The 3,896-nt window shown below is 67.7% G+C and carries 2 protein-coding genes; both read left to right on the top strand.

Features of this window, described 5'->3' with window-relative positions:
• The first annotated feature begins 366 nt into the window (after positions 1-366).
• Positions 367-996, top strand: coding sequence for a hypothetical protein (locus H8R17_RS44705; RefSeq protein ID WP_187828878.1), 630 nt, complete (start codon positions 367-369; stop codon positions 994-996).
• Between the two features lie 83 nt (positions 997-1,079).
• Positions 1,080-3,731 (top strand): DEAD/DEAH box helicase, encoded by a 2,652-nt coding sequence (locus H8R17_RS44710; protein WP_187828879.1) that lies wholly within the window; start codon positions 1,080-1,082, stop codon positions 3,729-3,731.
• Positions 3,732-3,896: the final 165 nt, after the last annotated feature.

A 3,896-nucleotide genomic window follows, 5' to 3' on the forward strand; every position in this document is an offset into this window, starting at 1 on the left:
CTGGCGGGACGCTCCGCGTCCCGCATAACCCGGCTGCTGCGCAGCTGGGTTGACGCTCCGTCCGCTGCGCTCCCGGAGCAGCAGGACTTCGTCCTGGACCCGGCCCTCCGCTGACGCTCCAGGCCGGCCGGGCGGGTCCGCTGCGCTCCCCCGCCCTCAACGGTCCTTCCGGCTGCGCCTCCAGTCCCTTCGGGCCCGCTGACGCGGGCCTGGCTGGCTACGGGGAGGGATGGCCGCTCGTTCGTGTCAAGTTTCAGCGTAGTGCATGCCTCCTCGTGATGCAGCATGTAGAGTTGGGAGAAACTAGTCACACCCTCAAGGCTGTGTGAGCTCGACAGGGTGAGCAGAGTCGATGAGGTGAATCGAGTGACGATCAGGGAAAAGATTCCTGATGGGCTTACGCGCAGGGCTCAATATTTCGTCCGAATCCACGGTTACCGGATTTCTGATCCTGGTGTGGAGCAGCACCGGGCCCGGTGGCTGGAGCATGGAATCCCGGCAGCAGAAATTGACCGTGCTGTGGCGTATCAGAAAATCTGGGGCGGGATAGCCCTCCCTCCGTCTCCGCACTACGACGGTGGCCCCAGTTCGTTCAGTGCGGACGTGCCTGAGGGGGCGGAGGCGGAGGGCTGGTGGTTCGGGGCCGGGCTGCAGCGCACCGCGCTTCCCTACGCCTTCATGATCGGTCCCGAGGGGGAGTTCGGTATCCATGCCGGCACCTGGGTGCCTCTGCATGACAGCATCGAGGGATGGGTGGAGTCGGTGGCCCTCGTAGACCATGCCCGCCGGTGCGCCCGCACTATCACCACGGTGACCGGTGAAGCCGTGGAGGCGCTGCAACTCAACGGCTTTGAACCGGTCTTGGAGGTTGCCGGACGTGCAGACACCTGGTGGCGAGGAGCTGACTCTCTTGTGGCCGTCTACCGCGGGGAAGCTGAGTGCATGTTGGCACCGCAATGCCGAACGGCAACGGTCTACTCCGGGCTCGATGAATGAGGCCTCAAAGGACTCGGCGCTTAAAAGCTCACCCCCGTTCGATGAGGCATCGGCTGCAACGCGACTCTCGGCAAGAGGAACTGATGACAGTGCAGTTTGGCATTCAGAGAATCGTGCTCAGGGAACACCAGGTGGATGCGACTGCGCGTATCCGTAAGTGGGTCGGATTCCCTGCAAGGTCATCGGTTCCCGAAGAAGGGGCGCGCGCCACGGTGGTGTCCGCCACGGGGTCCGGAAAGACGATCACGGCCGCGTGGGCTGCGCTGGAGTGCTTCCGTGGCGGGCGGATCCTCGTCATGGTTCCCACCCTCGATCTGCTCGTACAGACCGTCCAGGCGTGGCGCCGGGTCGGCCATAACGGGCCGATGGTCGCGGTGTGCTCGCTGGAGAAGGACGACGTCCTGGAGCAGCTCGGCGTACGGACCACCACGAACGCGATCCAATTGGCGCTGTGGGCGGGGCATGGGCCGGTGATCGTGTTCGCCACGTACGCCTCCCTGGTGGACCGCGACGACCCGGAGGACCCGATGGGCCAGCGGAAGGTCCGCGGGCCGCTGGAGGCCGCTCTGGCAGGCGGAGAGCGGCTGTACGGACAGACAATGGCCCCGTTCGACCTCGCCGTCGTCGACGAAGCCCACTCAACCACCGGTGATCTTGGGCGGCCGTGGGCGGCGATCCACGACAACACCCGCATCCCGGCGGACTTCCGGCTCTACCTCACCGCCACCCCCCGCATCCTCGCCTCGCCCCGGCCGCAGAAGGGCAGGGGCAGCCAGGAGGTGGAGATCGCGACCATGGCGTCCGACCCGGACGGCCCGTACGGCGAGTGGATCTACGAGCTCGAACTGTCCGAGGCGATCGAACGCGGCATCCTCGCCGGGTTCGAGATCGACGTGCTGGAGATCCACGACCCCTCCCCCGTCCTCGGGGAGTCGGAGGAGGCGCAGCGGGGCCGGCGCCTCGCCCTGCTGCAGACCGCGCTCCTGGAGCACGCCGCCGCGCGGAACCTGCGCACGGTCATGACCTTCCACCAGCGGGTGGAAGAGGCGATGGCGTTCGCGGAGAAGATGCCGCAGACGGCCGCCGCACTGTACGCGGCCGAGGTCTCCGACGATGCTCTGGCCGATGCGGAGGCCCTGCCCCGGTCGTCGATCGATGCGGAGTTCTACCAGCTGGAGGCCGGCCGCCACGTACCGCCAGACCGCGTCTGGTCGGCATGGCTGTGCGGTGACCACCTCGTCGCCGAACGACGCGAAGCCCTACGGCACTTCGCCAACGGTATCGATGCCGCGGGCCGCCGCGTACACCGGGCCTTCCTCGCCTCCGTCCGGGTCCTCGGTGAGGGCGTCGACATCGTCGGCGAGCGGGGCGTGGAGGCGGTGTGCTTCGCCGACACCCGCGGCTCCCAGGTGGAGATCGTGCAGAACATCGGCCGGGCGCTGAGGCCGAACCCCGACGGCACGGCCAAGACCGCCAGGATCATCGTGCCCGTCTTCCTCCAGCCCGGCGAGGACCCGACCGACATGGTCGCTTCCGCCTCGTTCGCACCCCTCGTAGCCGTTCTTCAAGGCCTGCGCTCGCACTCGGAACGCCTCGTCGAGCAGCTCGCCAGCCGGGCGCTGAGCAGCGGGCGGCGGCAGGTGCACGTGAAGCGGGACGAGGACGGGCGGATCATCGGCACCACGTCCGAAGGAGAGGGCGGGCAGGACGAGGCCGAGGGCGCGGCGGAGTCAGCGCTGCTGCACTTCTCCACCCCGAGGGACGCGATGACGATCGCGGCGTTCCTGCGTATCCGGGTGTACCGGCCGGAATCACTGGTCTGGCTCGAGGGCTACCAGGCCCTGCTGCGCTGGCGGAAGGACAACCACATCACCGGCCTGCACGCCGTGCCCTACGACACCAAGACCGAGGCCGGCGTCACCAAGGCGTTCCCTCTCGGGCGTTGGGTCCACCAGCAGCGGCGCACCTACCGCGCCGGTGAACTCGACGACCACCGCAAGACACTGCTCGACGAAGCCGGCATGGTCTGGGAACCCGGCGACGAAGCCTGGGAGACCAAACTCGCCGCGCTGCGCTCCTTCCACCGCGCCCACGGCCACCTCGCCCCCAAGCGGCACGCCGTATGGGGCGACGCCGACAGAGAACTGGTCCCAGTCGGGGAACACATGGCCAACCTCCGCCGCAAGAACGGCCTCGGCAAGAACCCGCAGCGCGCCGCAGCCCGAGCCGCACAGCTGACCACGATCGACCCCGACTGGAACTGCCCCTGGCCACTGGACTGGCAACGCCACTACCGCATCCTCACCGACCTCGCCGCCGACGAACCCCACGGCCGACTCCCCGACATCCAACCCGGCGTCCTCTTCGAAGGCGACGACCTCGGGCGGTGGCTCCAGCGACAGTCCCGCGACTGGTTCCAACTTTCCGAGGAGCAGCAGCGGAGACTCTCAGCGCTGGGCGTGAAACCCGCCGAACAGCCCGCCCCGGCCCCGGCGGCCAAGGGCACTGGGAAGGCATCAGCCTTCCAACGCGGTCTGGCAGCCCTCACCCAGTACATCCAGCGCGAGGGCGTCCACAAGGCAGTACCGAGAGGACACGTCGAACGGGTCGTCATCAACGGCCAGGAACACCACCACAAGCTCGGCGTATGGATCTCCAACACCAAGACCCGCCGCGACAAACTCACCCACGACCAACGCACCGCACTCGCCGCACTCGGAGTGGAGTGGGCGTAGCAGCAGAATCTGCGGGCTGCTGAAGCGTGGCATGTCCTGCGGAGCGCCTGGACACGCCCTCAGCGCTTTGTGTTCTCTGTCAAGCCCCGGGTTTCGTGGAGACTGCGTTAGCTGGTTTTCTGGAGTGACGTAGGGGGTTCGGCCGCGAGGTAGTGGACGGCCTCG

The organism is Streptomyces sp. TRM68367 (assembly GCF_014495685.1).
In the GTDB taxonomy this organism is placed as follows: Bacteria; Actinomycetota; Actinomycetes; order Streptomycetales; family Streptomycetaceae; genus Streptomyces.

What these genes read in the sequence shown, in the direction of transcription:
- H8R17_RS44710 (WP_187828879.1), top strand. Translation starts at nt 1,080, where the DNA reads ATGACAGTGCAGTTTGGCATTCAGAGAATCGTGCTCAGGGAACACCAG.